A 16391-nucleotide genomic window follows, 5' to 3' on the forward strand; every position below is an offset into this window, starting at 1 on the left:
ATATGCGTCACAGCTTGCGCACCGATGGCCGCTGCCCTATCCCCGATGACAAAGAGATTCGTTCAGCGACCGGTGCGCCTCAGAGAACGCGCCGCGCGGTCGAAAACGCAGACGGGGTGACACTGACATGAACGCCGGCCCAGCCTCCTTTCCCGACCGCGACACTGTTGCCGAAAAGCTTGGGGCATTCGGCGAAGCGGACCAGTCCTTCCTGCGCCTGCTGATGGAAAACCCGGAGCAGGACGAGCGCCTGATGGATGGCCTCTACCGTCACCTCGACCTTGCCTCCGAAGCCAGGTTCCTCAACTCGCTGAAACTGGAAAAGCTCGGCCAGTGGCTGGGCAGCGAAGCGCCGGCGCGCCTGCAAATGCGCTTGACGGAAGCCGGCCGCTCCAGCCAGCACGCGGCCTACCAGGCCTTCAAGGCGGGTCTTTCGAAATCCGGCGGATTGGAGCGCGCCTTTCCGAAGGTTTGACGCACGGGCGCATGTGATCGCCCAATCAATCTGACTTGATGACGGAAAGGGTGGTTGCCCCTCCACGCGGGCAGCCTGACAAATGCCCCTCACTGTCCTGCCGGACATCTCTCCCCGCAAGCGGGGAGAGAGCCGCTGGGCGCACCCTCCAGTGACAAACCTTAGGCATCATTCAATCTCAGCCTTCGCGATGGGCAAAACCGCCACCACTTGGTCCCTTCTCCCCGCGTGGCGGGGAGAAGGTGCCGGCAGGCGGATGAGGGGCTTCCCTCACCGCGTAGATGAGGGGCAAATCCGCATGGCCCAAATCCCGCCCTCAATTCCTGGATCCGCCAAGCCCCTTCGCCAACCGCACGAGGTTGACGAACTCGCCGCGATAGCCGAACGGATCGGCGCCCTTTGAAGCGGCGGCCAGGTCGATGATCGAGTCGTAGGAATAGTCGGCCAGGGCCGTCATGCCTGAGAGCTTCTGCCCAAAGGCCGCAACCGCGACGGAGAAGCGGACGTCGTTCGGCGCCTCGGCGAGCGACGGCACCGCATTGGCCTCAGTCACCGGCGTGGTGATCAACTCGCTCGCATCGCCATCCGGCTTCTTGTAGCGGATCTTCAGGAAGGCGAGTTCGCCGCCATGCGGGCTTGCTTCTGCTGCCGGTTTATCGGCCGTCGCATAGCGCAGGTCGTCGTTCAGCACCGCCGGGCTGCCCTTCGGCGTCACCTCGTAGATCGCGGTGACGCTGTGGCCGGAGCCGATGTCGCCGGCATCCACCTTGTCGTTGTTGAAGTCTTCACGCTTGAGGGCGCGCGTCTCGTAGCCGATCAGCCGGTATTCGGCGATCGCCGCCGGGTTGAACTCCACCTGCAGCTTGACGTCCTTGGCGATCGGGAAAAGCGACGAGCCCGCCTCCTCCACCAGCGTCTTCTGCGCTTCGGCAAGTGTGTCGATATAGACGGCGGTGCCATTGCCGTTCTGGGCGATCGTCTGCATCAGCGCGTCGTTGTAGTTGCCGCGGCCGAAGCCGAGCACCGAAAGGAAGATGCCGCTCCTGCGCTTCTCCTCGATCAGCCGCTTCAGGTCCTCGTCGCTCGACGGGCCGACGTTGAAGTCGCCATCCGTCGCCAGCATGACGCGGTTGACGCCGCCCTTGACGAAAGCCTTCTCGGCAAGAGCGTAGGCAGCATCGATGCCTTCGGCACCGGCGGTCGAGCCGCCGGGCTGCAAGGTGTCGATGGCTGCAAGGATCTTCGCCTTGTCTTTGACCACGGTCGGCTCCAGCACCGTTCCGGCATTGCCGGCATAGGTGACGATCGAGACCGTATCCTCGGGCTTCAACTTTTCGACGAGCAGCCGGAAGGCGCCCTTCAACAGCGGCAGCTTGTCCGGCTCGTCCATGGAGCCGGAAACGTCGATCAGGAAGACGAGGTTTGCCTTCGGCGCCTCTGCCGGCACGACGTCATAGCCCTTGATCGCCACATGCATCAGCCGCGTGCCGCCGTTCCACGGTGTCGGCGTTACCGTCACCGTCGCTTTGAAAGGTTCGGTGGCGGTTGCGGGCCGCGGCCAGTCATAGGGGAAGTAGTTGACCATCTCCTCGACGCGCACGGCATCGCGCTCCGGCATCTGTCCTTCCATCAGCGAGCGGCGCACGAAGGCATAGGATGCGGTGTCGACGTCGATCGAGAAAGTCGAGACCGGATCGGTGGCAACGCTCTTCACCGGATTGCTTTCGGCCTTGCCGAAGCGCTCGCGGTTTTCCTCAGGCGCGGCGAGCAGTTCGTCCTGGACGGCGGGTGCAGGCAGATAGGTCATCTGCGGTTGCACGGCATCGACGGCAGAGAGCGGGGCGGCACGGTCGCTCGCCATGCTGTTTGCGAGCGCGTCGGCTTCCGCGGACGCTGCTGCTTCGCGCTCGGCCTGTATAGCGGCCGGCGCCTCCACGGTTTTCGCTTCCTGTTGGCGCGCGAGTTCGGCGGCCGCTTTCTTCGCAGCCGCCTGCGGTTCCGCTTCCTGCTTCGGCTTTTCCTTCAGCGCAATCTCCTGCGCGCTCTCGCCGAAGGGCGCACCGTTGCGCGTCAGTTCGAGCGTCAGAAAGGCCGCGGCGGGCACGACGAGAAGGGTTGCCAGTGCCGATCCGGCAAGCAGTTTCCGGTTCATGATGGGGCTCCATATCCGGTTGAAGATGGAGCTTTGACGAACCGGCCGGACCGATCCTTGGGTGGAGGTCGCATTTTTTTGCTGCTCATCGAAGGCCTGCATGGCGGCAGCGAGCGCGCGAGCACGCGCTTCCGGAGAAGCCTTCGGCGCTTTGAGCCCGCCAAGCTTTTCGAAATCGTCGCTCATGGTCACACTGCCTCCTTGCCGAGCAATGTCTTGAGGCGCTTGCGCGCCTCGTGCACATGCCAGGATATGGTTGCCTCGGAGCAGCCGAGCACGTCAGCCGCAGCCGCGTGGCTCAGCCCTTCGGCATAGACGAGCAACACCGCGTCGCACTGCTTTTCAGGCAGTTCCCGCACCGCCGCCCAGAGCGCCTCGCGCTGCTCCTCATCAGGGTTTTCGGGCTCAGCCGTCGTCGCCTGCTCGCTGGCATAGGCCTGCATGCGCCGGTCGTCGCGCGCCTGCCGTCTCTTGTGGTCGCGCGCGGCATTCAGCGTCAGCGTATAGAGCCAGGTGCGAAACCGGCTGGTGCCGCGAAAGCCGCGGATCGCGCTGCCGAGACGCAGGCACACCTCCTGGGCGATATCCTCCGCATCCGAGACATTGCCGGACCAGCGCCAGGCGACCGCATGGACAAAATCATAGTGCCGCTCGACAAGCTGGCCAAAGGCCCGCCGGTCTCCGTTCACCGCCTTTTCGACGAGTTCAGCGTCCAAATCCGTGCCCGCCCTCACCTCATTTGAACCTTAGACGTTGCAGGCAAACCATTCCTTGGGTGGAAGAGAAAATTTTTTGGCGGGATCAGGAACGGCGCCTGCGGTTATCCGCCCGCATCCCGCACCAAAAGAACATCAGCGTGGAAATTTCCCGACGACGGCGATCATCGGCCCCAGCGGAAACAGCCGGTCATGGCGGTTGATCTCCGGCGCATAGACGCTGGAAATCGTGCCGTCGAGAAACAGCGCATTGGGGCAATCGAGCGCATCGCGGAAGAGCGTCGCGAAATCGTGGAACCGCACCGGCCGTTTCGAGACGACGAAGACCACCTCCCCCTTGGCCGTCACGCCGACGCCGTTGCGGGTCTTGAAGCTGGTGCTATCGGGCAGGAAACGCGGATGCAGCTTGCCGTCGATCACCAGCATCGGCCCGGATTGGGTGGCGAAACGTGGGGCAATCCCGGCGTCGCGATAGGCATCCGCCGCCATCACCCCCGCCTTGCCGTCCCCGACATAGAACACCCCGTTCGGCAGCAGGTGGAAATTGCCCCAGCCGGTATTGGTGTTGAGTGGCGCCTGCTCGCGCCCCTCCTCGATGTGGAGGCCGACCGGCGACAGATCCTCGTGATACATGCCGCCATTCATCGCGAAGGCCATGTATTCGTCACGGTGACGCAGTTCGAGCGACAGCGCCCGGAAGGAGCGGAAGGGCACGCCCGCCTGGTCCTTGTTGTAGAGACGGATATCGCTTGTCGCCGGATCGAAGCTGCAGGCGACGTAATCCTGCCCAAGATGGCTGACGTCGCGGCAGGCGCCGAGCGCAGGCCCGGCAAGACCGGCGGAGAGAACGGCGCCGACGAGAAAAGGTTTGGGAAAAAGCGGCATGGCAAAAGGTCCAATCGAATCAGCCGTCAAGCATGACGGAGATTGCGGCGGTTCTGGCGCAACGCCACCGAACGGCGTCAGTCGTCAGCCGCCCGCAAGCAGCCCCATGGCCATGACGAGGCCGAAGCATCCGGCGGCGGCCGCCAGCCCGAAGATCACGCACAGGCAGGCAAGCCCGCCGACGCCCATCAGCACATAGGAGCCGGGGTCGCGGTTGAGCACGTCCTGCGACAGGGAAAGCAAGAGCCGCTTTTCCCTGAGCGTCGTGGCAAGCTTGACCGCATGGCGTTTCGCCTCCTTCTGCACCTCGCTGAAATTGTTGCCGATCGCCAGGAAGGTGAAGAACAGGCCAAGGGCGCTGACGGTCAACGCGATCTTGCGGAGAATGTCGATCGCATCGGGAAGAAGGTCACCGCCGAGGACAGACCGGTCGACCAGCGCATCGAAGCCCGCGACGCAGGCGGCGATGACGGCCGCGTGGCCGGCGCCGATCGCCAGCAGGCGCTTCATGGCATCCTCGAGGATCTGGCTGTTTGCGGCGTGGATACTGTCGAGACGGGAGATCTGCGCTTCCACCTCCTCGCGCGAGAGGTGCGGAGGATAGTTGCTCACAGATACGACTGGGCTGCCTCTCATACGATGGACTCCAACGCCACGCCGTCCAGATCGGTGTAAATTCGATAATATTATCTTTCCAAGACATCTCCAATTTTAGTCATTTTGGAGATTTCCACCATCTTTGCGGGCAAAGACGGCAATGCGGTCGCGTCTCATGCGTGAAATCGAGACGCCGGCAGAAAACCGCATATGGTTTCCGTTCAAAGCTCGAGCGCCGCCATATGGAAACGGAGCTGTTCCGGTGGATAGCGATAGGCGCGCCCGACAGGACAGGCATCACGCGAGAGACAGCCTGTCGCGAGACAGCCAGCCCTGCCCGCCTCGCAGCGGAGATGGCCGCGACAGAGGCTGACATCGAAGTGCTCATCGCCAAGCGCATCTGCCGGACAGGCCGAGATGCAGGGCTTCTCAACGCAGCGATCGCAAGGGTACGCCTCCGCGCGCTCGCCCGTGTCGCTCAGTGCCATTTCGAACCCGAGCGCGCCGCGATAGCCGTGCCAGAGCCCGTAGCGCGGATGGATGAGGATGCCGAGCGGCGACGCCTTCAGGCCCTCGGCCCGCATCGCCCATTGCTGGAACGGCTGCCAGGGCGGATCCGACGGGAAATAGGCGCTCGCCCCGCACTCTGCGGCGATCGGCCCGATCACCGCCTTCGACCAGGTGTCGAGCGGATCGGCACCGCCGCGATCCGGCAGGCCATCCCGCCAGGCGCTGAAGGGTTGCCAGAGCGAGCCGCCGATATTGCCGATCAGCAGCACGCTTGCCGCCCGCCGCCCATCGGTAAGCAGCGGCGCTGCCTCTGCGGAGGAGAAGTTCACCGTTCCACGCAAAAAAAGTCCGTGCGGCGCCAGCGCCGCACGGACCATCTCGATAAGCTTGTCCGCTGTCGCGGAAGGCGCCGTCATTTCGGTTTCGGCCCCTGGTGTTCGTAATGCGGGCGCCAGACCTCCTTCTGGATCATGTCGGCCACCTGCGCCGCTCCGCCTTGCTCCCTGGCGCGCTCGGGAGCCTTTCAGGTGAAAGCGTCCGGCATCGAGTCCTTGCGGCTCGCGATATAGGCCTTGAGCTTTTCGTCGATCGCCGGATCCAGGTAAGGCGCCTCGTAATGCTCCAGCCAGGTGCGGGCGAGCGCATTGGCGCGTTGCTCGATCCGCTTCTCGCCTTCCACTTCCCACTGTTCGAAGGAGTTGTTGTCGGCAAGCGGCGAACGATAGAAGGCGGTCTGGAAGTTTGCCTGGGTATGGGCGCAGCCGAGATAGTGGCTGCCCGGACCCACTTCGCGGATCGCGTCGAGCGCCTGGGCGTTTTCCGAGAGGTCCACGCCTTCGGCCATCTTCTGCATCATGCCGAGCTGGTCCTGGTCGATCATGAACTTCTCGTAGGAAGAGACGAGACCGCCTTCGAGCCAGCCGGCCGCATGCAGCACGAAATTGGTGCCGGCCAAGAGCGTCATGTTCAGCGTGTTGGCCGATTCGTGCGCTGCCTGCGCATCCGGAACCTTGGAGCCGCAAAGCGAGCCGCCGGTACGGAAGGGAAGCTTCAGGCGACGGGCGAGCTGGGCCGCACCATAGGAGACGAGCGACGGCTCCGGCGTACCGAAGGTCGGCGCGCCCGACTGCATCGAGATCGAGGCGGCGAAGGTGCCGAAGAGCACCGGCGCACCCTTGCGGATGAGCTGGGTGAACGAGGCGCCGGCGAGAACTTCGGCGAGGATCTGCGTCAGCGTGCCGGCAACCGTCACCGGGCTCATCGCGCCGGAGAGGATGAAGGGCGAAAGCACGCAGGCCTGGTTATGGCGGGCATAGACCTTCAGCGCGCCCACCATGGTCTCGTCGAAGACCATCGGCGAGTTGGCGTTGATGAGGTTCAGCGTGACGCAGTTGTTTTCGACGAAGTCGTCGCCGAAGACGATCTTTGCCATGGCGATCGTGTCTTCCGCCCGTTCCGGCGCGGTGACCGAGCCCATGAAGGGTTTGTCGGAATATTTGATATGGCTGTAGACCATATCGAGGTGGCGCTTGTTGACGGGGATGTCGACCGGCTCGCAGACCGTGCCGCCGGACGAATGCATCGACGGCGCCATATAGGCGAGCTTCACGAAATTGCGGAAATCCTCGATCGTCGCATAGCGGCGGTTGCCCTCGAGGTCGCGCACGAAGGGCGGGCCGTAGACCGGCGCGAAGATCGTCGCCTTGCCGCCGACCTGGGCGCTGCGTTCCGGGTTGCGGGCGTGCCAGGTGAATTCGGCAGGTGCCGTCTTCAGCAGTTCGCGGCAGAGCCCCTTGGGGAAATGCACGCGCTGGCCGCGTACGTCGGCGCCGGCCTCTTTCCAGAGTTCGAGCGCCTCGGCGTCGTCGCGGAACTCGATGCCGATTTCTTCAAGGATCGTGTCGGCATTGCGCTCGATGAGCTGCAGGCCTTCCTCGTCGAGAACCTCATATTCGCGAATCTTGCGCTGGATATAGGGCAGAGACGGTCCCGGACCGCCGCCGGTGCGCGACGCACGCCGTGCCGCCGCTCCCCGTCCCTCGCCACGCGCGCGGCGGCCGCCGCCTTCACCCGCGCCCTGATCTGTCACGTCGCTCATTCGCTTTTCCTCTCCCGCGCATCACTTCTTGCGCCTTCAAGCATCGATTGGCCCTAATGCTACCAAGCATCGGGGTCCTTGCGGGTCTCAATGCGCCAAGGAGTGGCGCAACTCGAACACTACCGAGAAGCGATCCCACGACGCTAAAAACCGCGTGGCGCGAATATATTGTTTTTGTTAAGAATATGCAGGGGTCAAAAGAACCTGCCCTCCCGTCGCTTTTTGTCATATGCGACGTCGCTTTCGAAAACAGATTTTTAGAAATCGAACGCTATGGATTGATGGACGCGCCCGAAATTTTCGTGCGACCGTGCCAGGAACCGAGGAACCCCAATATGGCAGACGATGAAATCATTCTCGAGGACCTTTCCGACGAAGAACTCGTGCAGCAGATGCACGACGACCTCTATGACGGCCTGAAGGAGGAAATCGAGGACGGGACCCGCATCCTGCTCAAACGCGGCTGGACACCTTACGACGTCCTGACCCAGGCACTGGTCGAAGGCATGCGCATCGTCGGCATCGACTTCCGCGACGGCATCCTATTCGTGCCGGAAGTGCTGCTGTCGGCCAACGCCATGAAGGCCGGCATGACGATCCTGCGCCCGCTTCTCGCCGAAACCGGCGCACCGAAGCTCGGCAAGATGGTGATCGGCACCGTCAAGGGCGACATTCACGACATCGGCAAGAACCTCGTCGGCATGATGATGGAAGGCGCCGGCTTCGATGTCGTCGACCTCGGCATCAACAACCCGGTCGAGAACTACCTCGAAGCGATCGAGCGCGAGCAGCCGGATATTCTCGGCATGTCGGCGCTGCTGACGACCACCATGCCCTATATGAAGGTCGTGATCGACACGATGAAGGAAAAGGGCATGCGCGACGACTACGTCGTTCTCGTCGGCGGTGCGCCGCTGAACGAGGAATTCGGCAAGGCCGTCGGCGCCGACGCCTATTGCCGCGACGCGGCGATCGCCGTCGAAACCGCCAAGGACTTCATGAAGCGCAAGCACAACCGCCTGGCGGCTGGCTGAGCTTCGGGTCATCCGAATTGATAAAGCCGGCCGCAGAAGTGAAATCTGCGGCCGGCTTTCTTATATAGTGAATGCGTTGACGGCGCGCCGTCAGGTGACGGGCACCGCTTTAGTTGGCGGCCTTCGCCACGCTGCGGCCGGCATCCTGCGTCGCGTTGACCGCATTTGCGGTGTCCCTGCCAATGCCGCGGATGGTGTTGCCGCAGGCGCTCAGCGTTGCCATGGCAACGAGAACGGCGCCGACGATGGCGAGGTTTCTTACTTTCATGGTCAGGTTCCTTCCCGCATAGCCAAGTGGAATCAAGATGGAAAAATTATCGCCGTCAAAAGAACCTGCACAACCGAAAAAAGTTCACGTGATCGGTTGTGGCGCCATCGCGCGTGAAATCCTGGCGATCTGCGAGGCAAACGGTCTCTCCCACATCGACCTCAACTGTCTGCCCGCCATCTGGCACAACACGCCCGAAAAGATCACGCCAGGCATTCGTGACGCGATCGCCAAGGCGCGCGCCGAAGGCTTCGAGCGCATTTTCGTCGCCTATGCCGATTGCGGCACCGGCGGCCATCTCGACCGGTTGTGCGAGGAGGAAAAGGTCGAGCGCATCCCCGGCCCGCACTGCTATTCCTTCTTTGTCGGCAACGCGGATTTCGCCCGCCGCTGGGACGACGACATCACCGCCTTCTTCCTGACCGACTTCCTCGCCCGCCAGTTCGAGGCCTTCGTCATCGAACCGCTCGGCCTCAACCGGCATCCGGAACTGAGGGACATGTATTTCGGCCATTACCGCAAGCTGGTCTATCTCTCGCAGCAGGAGGATCCGGCCCTGCAGGAAAAGGCGAAGAAGGCTGCCGATTATCTCGGGCTCGAATACGAATACCGCTTCACCGGCTATGGCGATCTCGCGACGTCGCTTCTGAGGGCGTGAGGCGACGGCGTGCGGGTCGCCTGCGCCGTGTCATTCCATGGCGCGCCGTGTCGCAAAGAGGGCCAATATTCACCGACTCTGCCGGCGCGTGTTTACGCTGTCGGCTGAATAGCGCCTTCCAGCGGCACGCGGGCCACGGCGGACCTTTCCGCTCGCTCGAAAAAGCTGCACAACCTGCTGGCCGCAACTCCACCGCCGACCACAGGATTACTCGCCATGAGCGCACTGTTTCCTGCCGAACTCGCCTGGTATGCCACGGGTCGCTTCTACGAGGCGAACGACGGTACGCTGGCCGACTACGGTTACTTCCTGCACCTGCCTTTGCCTGATGCCGAGATCTTCGATGGTGAGCCGGGCGAAACAACGGCGCATTTCACCTTCGCGGCCAGGCCTTTCAAGGCGCAGGGGATGGCAAACGGCGCGCTGTCCCTCGGGCTCGACCCCGTCGGCGAGTTCTCCCTCTACCTGCAGCGCAAGCCGCGAGGAACTTTCGATGACCCCGCCTCCTTCGCAGAAGGCGAATGCATCGCGACGTTCCGGCGGACCAGCCTTGTGGTCGGCACCACGCTCTCTGACACTATTGGCGGGACGACGGCAGCCTTGTTTGGCACCAATGTGTTTTCGGCCCGCCTGATCGCAAGCGCTTCGTTCGATTTCGGCGGGCGTCGCCACGATCTGGCAGAGTATCTCGGCGTGGGCATCACGCAATTCGGCACGTCCGCCGCCACACAGATCGAGCCGACGCCTATGGGCTACAAGCGGGTCCTGCCGTTTACGGGCTCGGCCATCGCTCTCGGCGGAGCCGGTTAGAGCATTTTGCAGTCAGGTGGAAACACCTGACGTCGCACAAATGCGGCAAAAACAAAGGGCCAGAGCGGCGGCGAGAACGCATGTGAGCGCATCCCGCTCCAAGGCCGACCGCGGCTCCAAATGTGCCGGCTCCCTCTTCCCGCCGACAACGATCGCCGACGGAACGATAGAGAAGACGAGCGCTTTACGCCGGCCTAAAAATAGGGTACCCCCCTATATCATATTGGAGACATCGGCATGAGCAATCACCCACACGACCATCATCACCATCATGGGCACCACGCGCATTCGCACGACGAGGCGCGCGTGCTCGCGGCGCGCCATGACCACGTCTTCCTCGGCGGCAATCACGAGCGCAACGAGCGGCGGACCTGGATCGTCATCGCCGTCACCGCGACGATGATGGTGATCGAGATCGCGGCCGGTGAGGTCTTCGGGTCGATGGCGCTCGTTGCCGACGGCTGGCACATGTCGACCCATGCGGCCGCAATGCTGATCGCCGCGCTCGCCTATCTCTATGCGCGCAAGCACTCGAACAATCGCCGCTTCACCTTCGGCACCGGAAAGCTCGGCGATCTCGCCGGATTCTCCAGCGCCATCGTGCTGGCGCTCATCGCGCTGCTGATCGGCTGGGAAAGCCTGCGCCGCCTCAACGCGCCGGTCACGATCGATTTCAGCGAGGCAATACTCGTCGCCGTCGCCGGCCTCATCGTCAACCTCGTCTGCGCCTGGCTGCTGAAGGACGATCACAGCCATCACCACCACGATCACCACGGGCATCACCATGGACATCATGGCGGACAGGATCGAAACCTGCGGGCTGCCTATCTGCACGTGCTCGCCGACGCGCTGACCTCGGTTCTCGCGATTGCCGCTCTCGGCCTGGGCGCGATCTACGGCTGGCTGTGGCTCGATCCCGCGATGGGCATCGTCGGCGCAATCGTCATTGCGCGCTGGTCCTTCGGTCTCATCCGCGACACCGGCGCAACCTTGCTGGATTACATCCCCGAAGGCGAGGAGCTGCCGGAGGAAATCGGAGAGATCGTCGCCAGGGAAGATGCCGAGATCGTCGATCTGCACGTCTGGCAGCTCGGGCCGGGCCACCACGGCGCCATCGTCTCGATTGTCGCCGACAACCCGCGGGCGCCCTCCTATTATCGCGAGAAGCTTGCCGCCATTCACGATTTGTCGCATGTGACGGTGGAGGTGGAACCACGGGCCGCATAGCGACGGCGCCCGAAACCGGAGTATCCGATGACCCATACCATCCGTGAAAAACAGAAACTCATCAACCGGGTCCGCCGGCTCCGGGGGCAGATGGAGGCGGTCGAACGGATGCTGGAAGAAGAAAAGGGCTGCACCGAGGTCATGCAGGTGATTGCCGGCATCCGCGGTGCGGTCAACGGGCTGATGGCGGAAGTTGTCGAAGACCACATCCACATGCATCTGGCCGCGGCCGACCTGTCGCAGAAGGAGCGCGACGAAGCGGCGGCGGAACTGGTGGACGTGGTGCGCGCCTATATGAAATAGGCATGCACGGCGCGAAGACGCGCATGCGGCCGCTGAACGCCGCGGAATTCTGCGGCCGATCGTGAGGGCCGGGGTTCTCGCCGCGACGGCAAAGGATTGTGGGCAAGCCAATCGCCATGACTTGCCGCCGGGGCGCCGAGCACTATTGTGCGCCGGCAACGCACCAAAGCTACAGGACATCCCATGAAACTCGGCTTCATCGGCACCGGCGCCCTCTCCTCGGCGATCGTGACGGGGCTCAAATCGCTTCCGGGCGAAGCCACGGCGGTCGTGCTCTCGCCGCGCAACGAAGAGATCGCGGCAGGCCTTGCTGCCCGGTTTCCGGATGTGCGCGTTGCCGCCGGCAATCAGGAAGTGCTGGATGATTGCGACACCATCATGCTCGCCGTCCGGCCGCAGATTGCCCGCGACGTCCTGCCCGACTTGCGCTTCCGGCCCGATCATCATGTGATCAGCCTGATCGCGACCTTCTCCTGCGACGAGATCGCCGCCATGATCGGTCCGGTGAAGCGGGTGACCAAAGCCCTGCCGATGCCGATGATCGCGATCCGCCAGGGGCCGACGATCATCTTCCCGCCGGACCCGAAAATCGCGGCGTTCTTCGGTCGGCTCGGCAAGGCGATCGAGGTTGCGAGCGAAAGTGAATTCGATGCCCTGAGCGTCGCGACCGCCACCTATGCCAGCTACTTCAAATATCTCGAAACGATCCATGGCTGGCTGAAGGATCACGGCGTCGACGACGCGAAAGGCCGCGACTATGTCGCCTCCCTGTTTGGGGCTCTGGGTCAGGCGCCGGAGGCAACGCCGGATGCCAGCTTCGCACACTTGGCCGCCGACTATGCGACGCGCGGCGGCATCAACGAGCAGGTGCTGCGCGAACTGACGGAGCATGGGACGTTCGAGCGGTTCAAGGAAAGTCTCGGGGGTATTCACCGGCGAATTACTGCAGCATCGTGAGGCAACAGCGCGCCCTCCCCAGTCCCGGCAAACTCTACCTGACAACGCTGCGATCCAGCCACGTCCCCTCTCCCCGGCTGCAGGGAAAGCGCTAGTCCTCGGGTTGAACCCGAGAAGAGGGGGCAGCTCGACCTGAACGATCCGGCGCGCGGTCTCGACAGGCTCGCCCCTTCGCGCGATAAATAGGCCTTCCTAAACCGCATATTTGCGCTACCCTACGTTTCATCTCAGCACGCAATGGCTGCATGATGAGACGGGAGGCACCGGTGAAATTCCTCGACTACATGCCCTACGCCATCGGATGCGCCGGCGGGATGCTTCTTGCGCTGCTGGTCGGCGAGGTCTGTAACCTGGCCGACGACATAAAGATGGTCGAGAGCGTGGCTCTGGTCGTGCTCGGCGGCGGCGTTGCCGAGTGGTACTGGAACCGGTTAAGCCGGCGGTAACGGGAAACCTTCATATCTGTGGCCTTGTTCACCCGCGGGGCCGCCATGACCGAAATCGCCAGCCAGAATCAAGCCGCGGGCAAGCGCCCGGACCACATCGTCGTGGTGACGGCGGGTGGCGAAAATCCGTGGATCATGATCAATGCGCTGGCCGCACGCTTTGCCGATGTCACCGTCATCGAGGAGCAGCCGGAACCGAAGGGCCTCTTCCTGCGCCGCCGCGCCCGCAAGCTCGGCTGGGTGACTGCGCTCGGCCAGCTTGCCACCATGATCGCCTCGCGCTTCGGCAAGCGCTTCACCCGCAAACGGGCGGAAGAGATCCTCGCCACCTATAAGGTTTCGGGCACGCCCGATCCGTCGCTCCCGGTCAAACCGGTCCCCTCGATCAACGATGCCGAAGCCGTCCGGCAGCTTCGCGCGCTCGAACCCGATGTCGTCTTTCTCATCAGTTGCCGCATGCTGAAGGCCGCGACGCTTGCCGCGATCCCCTGCCCGGTCATCAATTTCCACGCCGGCATCAACCCCGCCTATCGCGGGCTGATGGGCGGCTACTGGGCGCTGGTCAACGGCGACGCGGGGAATTTCGGCGCCACCGTGCATCTGGTCGATGCGGGCGTCGATACCGGCGGCGTGCTCTATCAGTCGCGCCAGAAACCCGCGCCTGAAGATACGATGCACACCTATCCGCTGCTGCAGACCGCCGCCTCCACCGAGATCGCGATTGCCGCGGTCGCGGATGCGCTTGCCGGAAATCTGCGGACTGTCGATGTCGCAGGTCCGTCACGGCAATGGTTTCATCCACCGATCTGGACCTGGGTGTGGAACGGTCTGACGCGGCGTATCTGGTAGACGGATTCCCTGCGATCCTGTCGGCCGGCTGCGACCTAAAAGCCTGAAACTGCGGGCAATCCGCCCTGATTGCGAACGTCGCCGTGCCAAGCGTCAACCGCCACTTGCGCACCGCTCCCAGGGCGTCTGATATGGCTTCTGCGCCAGCGTCGTTTTTGGACATATCCGACGTCGTGGCGAGATTAGCCCGGAAGCCTGTACATGCGCATTGTCGCACCTACAGCGACGCGCGTCCTGTCAGACACGCAAAGGTCGCTGTGGCACTGTGGAGTGCTGCATGTTTTGATCTTTAATCGGCTCCGATCAAAGCAAACATGCAGGGGGAGGAGAACAACACCCGATGGCAGATCGCATTATCGTCTACTGGCGCGACATTCCGGCCCAGGTCATCATCAAGAAGGGCCGCACGACGGCGAAGCGCGAGCTCTCGCTGCGCTTCACCGAGGCGATCGACATGTGCGCCATGCGCACGGGCGCTGCCGAAACCGATGACTATCTGGCCGAGTGGCGCAAGGCCGATCCGGTGCCGGTCTCCGATGATCTCGACGCCGAGGCCGATAGCGCCGCTGCGGAGCTCGAAGCCGCCTATGACCGCGAGCGCCTCGTCGCGCTCGTCAAAGCCGGAGGCCGGGACAATGGCTGACGCCAAGCCTGCGGGCGAGCCGAAAATCATGAAGGGTAATGCCGCGCCTGCCGCCAAGGCCGCGACCGGCGCCTATACCCCGACCGGGGTTTCGCCAAGCCGCCGCTCGCGCCACAAATATACGGTCCGCCTCTGGGCGGTCCGCAACTCCCGCTTCCTCGAATGGTTCTACAACCGCTTCGCCGACATGTTCCTGCTGCTTCACCCGCTGTGGAACGCCATTGGCTATGGCCGGGTGGAGCGGCCGGTGACCTTCGTCGAGCGTCACGTCAAGGGCTTCCTCTTCGACTGCCGCATGTGCGGCCAGTGCGCGCTGTCTTCGACCGGCATGTCGTGCCCGATGAACTGTCCGAAGCAGTTGCGCAACGGCCCCTGCGGCGGCGTTCGCGCCAACGGCAATTGCGAGGTCGAGCCGGACATGCCCTGCGTCTGGGTGCAGGCCTGGAAGGGCTCGCAGAACATGGTGAAGGGCAACGCGATCATGAATGTGCAGAAGCCGGTCAACCAGTCGCTGCGCGAAACCTCGTCCTGGCTGCGCGTGACGGCGGAAGCCGCAGCGCGCCGTGAAGCGGCATCAAAGGAAGGCCAGGCATGAGCCCCGACATCAATCCCCATGATCCCGGCGCGCCGCTCGATCCCCTGCCCGGCCATTCCTCGCGCGGCCGCCTCGAGCGCGTGCTGCGCCGCGGCGAATTCGCCGTCACCGCCGAGCTCAACCCGCCAGACAGCGCCAACCCGCAGGACGTCTACGAGCGCGCGGCGATCTTCGACGGCTGGGTCGACGGCATCAACGCGGTCGACGCATCGGGTGCCAACTGCCACATGTCCTCCGTCGGCATCTGTGCGCTTTTGACCCGCATGGGCTACGCGCCGATCATGCAGATCGCCTGCCGCGACAAGAACCGCATCGCCATCCAGGGCGACGTGCTCGGCGCATCCGCCATGGGCGTGCAGAATATCATGTGCCTCACCGGCGACGGCGTGCAGGCGGGCGACCAGCCGGGCGCCAAGCCCGTCTTCGACCTCGACTGCATGTCGCTGCTCGAAACCGTGCGAATCATGCGCGACAACGCGAAGTTCCTCTCGGGCCGCAAGCTGACGACGCCGCCGCATGTGTTCTTAGGCGCCGCGATCAACCCCTTCGCCCCGCCCTACGACTTCCGCCCCTATCGCCTGGCCAAGAAGATCGAGGCCGGCGCCCAGTTCGTCCAGAGCCAGTATTGCTTCGACGTGCCGATGTTCCGCGAATACATGAAGAAGGTACGCGACCTCGGCCTGCACGAGAAATGCTACATCCTCGTCGGCGTCGGGCCGATGGCGTCGGCCAAGACGGCCCGCTGGATCCGCTCCAACGTGCCGGGCATCCATATTCCCGATAGTGTCATTACCCGCCTCGAAGGCGCCCAGGACCAGAAGAAGGAAGGCAAGCAGCTCTGCATCGACATCATCAACGAGGTGAAGGAGATCGAAGGCGTCTCCGGCATCCACGTGATGGCCTATCGTCAGGAAGAATATGTCGCGGAGATCGTGCATGAATCGGGCGTGCTGAAGGGCCGCAAGCCCTGGAAGCGCGAGACGCTGCCGTCCGACGCGCTGGTTGCCGAGCGCCTGGAGCAGATTCGCGAGGGCAAGGAAGAAAACCAGCAGCAGATGGCCGAAGCTGCGGCTCATCATCCGCACTGACCAGATCGCAGACAAAATCGGCGCCGGCCATTCGACGCCTATCATCGATTTCAAGGGCGTGATTACATAGCCCGACGCTT

At 63.4% G+C, this 16391-nt stretch carries 19 protein-coding genes; 12 read left to right on the top strand and 7 right to left on the bottom strand.

The genetic code is table 11. The annotated features are described in order from the left end of the window. The first annotated feature begins 127 nt into the window (after positions 1-127). Positions 128-475 (top strand): hypothetical protein, encoded by a 348-nt coding sequence (locus tag AC1Z3V_RS28080; RefSeq protein ID WP_483502980.1) that lies wholly within the window; start codon positions 128-130, stop codon positions 473-475. A gap of 316 nt (positions 476-791) precedes the next feature. Here the strand turns inward: AC1Z3V_RS28080 and AC1Z3V_RS28085 are convergent, their stop codons facing one another. The 6 genes from AC1Z3V_RS28085 to AC1Z3V_RS28110 all read right to left on the bottom strand — a co-directional run bounded on the left by AC1Z3V_RS28085 (position 792) and on the right by AC1Z3V_RS28110 (position 7433). Then, positions 792-2813 (bottom strand): vWA domain-containing protein, encoded by a 2022-nt coding sequence (locus AC1Z3V_RS28085; RefSeq protein ID WP_483502982.1) that lies wholly within the window; start codon positions 2811-2813, stop codon positions 792-794. Positions 2814-2815: 2 nt separating this feature from the next. Then, entirely contained in the window at positions 2816-3343 is a 528-nt protein-coding gene (locus AC1Z3V_RS28090; RefSeq protein WP_429807511.1) for an RNA polymerase sigma factor, read from the bottom strand. Between the two features lie 135 nt (positions 3344-3478). Next, positions 3479-4228 (bottom strand): phosphodiester glycosidase family protein, encoded by a 750-nt coding sequence (locus AC1Z3V_RS28095; protein WP_483502985.1) that lies wholly within the window; start codon positions 4226-4228, stop codon positions 3479-3481. Between the two features lie 84 nt (positions 4229-4312). Then, positions 4313-4864, bottom strand: a complete 552-nt coding sequence (locus AC1Z3V_RS28100) for a hypothetical protein (RefSeq protein WP_483502987.1) — start codon at positions 4862-4864, stop codon at positions 4313-4315. Positions 4865-5046: 182 nt separating this feature from the next. Next, positions 5047-5751: a ferredoxin gene (locus tag AC1Z3V_RS28105; RefSeq protein WP_483502989.1), complete on the bottom strand. Its 705-nt coding sequence runs from the start codon at positions 5749-5751 to the stop codon at positions 5047-5049. Between the two features lie 107 nt (positions 5752-5858). After that, the gene (locus AC1Z3V_RS28110) at positions 5859-7433 is read right to left on the bottom strand and encodes a trimethylamine methyltransferase family protein (RefSeq protein ID WP_483502991.1); all 1575 of its coding nucleotides are present in this window, start codon (positions 7431-7433) and stop codon (positions 5859-5861) included. A 335-nt stretch (positions 7434-7768) separates the two neighbouring features. Between AC1Z3V_RS28110 and AC1Z3V_RS28115 the strand changes: the two genes are divergently transcribed. Continuing rightward, positions 7769-8467, top strand: a complete 699-nt coding sequence (locus tag AC1Z3V_RS28115) for a corrinoid protein (protein ID WP_429807494.1) — start codon at positions 7769-7771, stop codon at positions 8465-8467. A gap of 109 nt (positions 8468-8576) precedes the next feature. Here AC1Z3V_RS28115 and AC1Z3V_RS28120 read toward each other — a convergent pair whose 3' ends face one another. Next, on the bottom strand, positions 8577-8690 hold the full coding sequence (locus tag AC1Z3V_RS28120) for an entericidin domain-containing protein (protein ID WP_429807674.1): 114 nt from the start codon (positions 8688-8690) through the stop codon (positions 8577-8579). An 82-nt stretch (positions 8691-8772) separates the two neighbouring features. On the opposite strand from AC1Z3V_RS28120, the gene AC1Z3V_RS28125 reads away from it, so the two are divergent. From AC1Z3V_RS28125 to AC1Z3V_RS28170, 10 genes are all read left to right on the top strand, one after another. Further along, complete coding sequence (locus tag AC1Z3V_RS28125) at positions 8773-9393, top strand: DUF1638 domain-containing protein (RefSeq protein ID WP_483502994.1); 621 nt, start codon at positions 8773-8775, stop codon at positions 9391-9393. 216 nt (positions 9394-9609) lie between these two features. Beyond that, positions 9610-10203 carry a hypothetical protein gene (locus tag AC1Z3V_RS28130; RefSeq protein ID WP_483502996.1) on the top strand — a complete coding sequence of 198 codons (594 nt, stop codon included), beginning with the start codon at positions 9610-9612 and terminating at the stop codon, positions 10201-10203. A 237-nt stretch (positions 10204-10440) separates the two neighbouring features. Next, positions 10441-11430: a CDF family Co(II)/Ni(II) efflux transporter DmeF gene (gene dmeF, locus AC1Z3V_RS28135; RefSeq protein WP_483502998.1), complete on the top strand. Its 990-nt coding sequence runs from the start codon at positions 10441-10443 to the stop codon at positions 11428-11430. Between the two features lie 27 nt (positions 11431-11457). After that, entirely contained in the window at positions 11458-11733 is a 276-nt protein-coding gene (locus AC1Z3V_RS28140) for a metal/formaldehyde-sensitive transcriptional repressor (RefSeq protein WP_173516842.1), read from the top strand. 183 nt (positions 11734-11916) lie between these two features. Continuing rightward, positions 11917-12690 carry a pyrroline-5-carboxylate reductase gene (locus tag AC1Z3V_RS28145; RefSeq protein ID WP_483503000.1) on the top strand — a complete coding sequence of 258 codons (774 nt, stop codon included), beginning with the start codon at positions 11917-11919 and terminating at the stop codon, positions 12688-12690. A 266-nt stretch (positions 12691-12956) separates the two neighbouring features. Then, entirely contained in the window at positions 12957-13136 is a 180-nt protein-coding gene (locus AC1Z3V_RS28150; RefSeq protein ID WP_483503002.1) for a hypothetical protein, read from the top strand. Positions 13137-13181: 45 nt separating this feature from the next. After that, positions 13182-13985 carry a formyl transferase gene (locus AC1Z3V_RS28155; RefSeq protein WP_483503004.1) on the top strand — a complete coding sequence of 268 codons (804 nt, stop codon included), beginning with the start codon at positions 13182-13184 and terminating at the stop codon, positions 13983-13985. A gap of 340 nt (positions 13986-14325) precedes the next feature. Beyond that, positions 14326-14628, top strand: a complete 303-nt coding sequence (locus AC1Z3V_RS28160) for a virulence factor (RefSeq protein ID WP_429807473.1) — start codon at positions 14326-14328, stop codon at positions 14626-14628. Further along, positions 14621-15223 (top strand): methylenetetrahydrofolate reductase C-terminal domain-containing protein, encoded by a 603-nt coding sequence (locus AC1Z3V_RS28165; RefSeq protein ID WP_429807471.1) that lies wholly within the window; start codon positions 14621-14623, stop codon positions 15221-15223. Before AC1Z3V_RS28160 ends, AC1Z3V_RS28165 begins: the two co-directional genes overlap by 8 nt. After that, positions 15220-16311: a methylenetetrahydrofolate reductase gene (locus AC1Z3V_RS28170; RefSeq protein ID WP_483503007.1), complete on the top strand. Its 1092-nt coding sequence runs from the start codon at positions 15220-15222 to the stop codon at positions 16309-16311. The genes AC1Z3V_RS28165 and AC1Z3V_RS28170 overlap by 4 nt, the downstream gene beginning before the upstream one ends. The last annotated feature ends 80 nt before the right edge of the window (positions 16312-16391 follow it).

It is taken from the genome of Ensifer sp. 38_S197 (genome assembly GCF_056924495.1).